This window comes from Micromonospora sp. DT4, from assembly GCF_049841675.1.
In the GTDB taxonomy this organism is placed as follows: Bacteria; Actinomycetota; Actinomycetes; order Mycobacteriales; family Micromonosporaceae; genus Micromonospora.
The window spans coordinates 1-1290 of sequence record NZ_JBNCKT010000291.1; the positions used below are offsets into that span (position 1 = coordinate 1).

1 protein-coding gene is annotated in these 1290 nt (G+C 69.6%); it reads left to right on the forward strand.

Annotation, left to right across the window (positions count from 1 at the left end):
- A partial coding sequence (gene tnpC, locus ACLQ24_RS29700) for an IS66 family transposase (RefSeq protein ID WP_425895047.1) occupies nt 1-1282 on the forward strand: 1282 nt, incomplete at its 5' end.
- Nucleotides 1283-1290: the final 8 nt, after the last annotated feature.

Consider the following 1290-nt stretch of genomic DNA (forward strand, 5'->3'; position numbering starts at 1 on the left):
ACCTCCGTCGTCGGACGGGCTTGCCCGGCCGGGCCCGGTGTTGGGCAAGGGTAAGGGCAGTGGCCGGCGGCGGGGTAAGCAGCCGGGGGCGTCGGGGTCGACGTTGGGCCTGGTCGCGGACCCGGATGAGGTGGTGGAGCATCGGCCGGATCGGTGTGCCGGTCCTGCCTGTGGCGCTGACCTGTCCGATGGCCGCGTATATGGGCGGCAGCGGCGGCAGGTGGTCGAACTGCCCGTGCCACGGCGGGTGGTCACCGAGCATCAGCTGATCGCGGTCGAGTGTGCTGGGTGTGGGCAGGTCACCGTCCCGCTGGTCCCCGACGGCGTGTCCGGCCGGGTGCAGTACGGCTCGAACGTCAAGGCCGCCGCCGTCTATGCCCGGGCCGCGCAGTTCCTGCCGTATGGGCGGGCTGCCGCGATGATGGGTGATCTGCTCGGGGTGCGGGTGTCGGTCGGGTTCGTGCATCAGGTGGTGGCCGAGGCGGCGCTTCGGCTGGGCCCGTTCACGTCGCACCTGGCCGCGCTGCTGCACACCGAGCAGGTGCTGCACGCCGATGAGACCCCGGCGCGGGTCGGCGGGGGGTTCAAGTACGTGCACGTGGCCTGCACGCCCGGGTTGACGTTGTTCCACGTCGGGGGCCGCACCAAAGCCGACGTGGACGCCGGTGGGGTGCTGCCCGGGTTCACCGGCACCCTCGTGCGCGACGGCTACGCCGCCTACCGCCATCTGACCGACGCCGAGCACGCCTGGTGCGGAGCACATCTGATCCGCGACCTACGCGGCGTGCACGAGCAGGACCCGGCCGGCCAGGAATGGGCCGAGGTCATGGCTGGCACCCTGCTGATGGCCAAACAGGTCACCGAACAGGCCGTCGCCGCCGGACGTACCGCGCTCACCCCGGATGAGGTCAGCCACATCCGGGCCTGCTACGCCGGAGCGGTCGCCTACGGCCGCCAACAGAACCCACCCGACCGGGAAGGCAAGCTGTCACGAGCCGGCACACTGGTCGAACGTTTCGCCACACACCGCGACATGATCCTGCGGTTCACCGTCGACCTCGTCGTGCCGTTCACCAACAACCAGGCCGAGCGTGATCTCCGCCCGGTCAAGCTCCAACAGAAGATCTCCGCGACCTGGCGCACCCTGCAAGGACTGGCCAACTTCGCCACCCTGCGTTCCTACCTGTCCACCGCCGCCAAGCACGGCATGGACGCCCTCGACGTCCTCAAACAGCTGTTCACCACCGGGCCGTGGTTGCCTCAAACGGCTACCTCAAGCTGAATACGTAC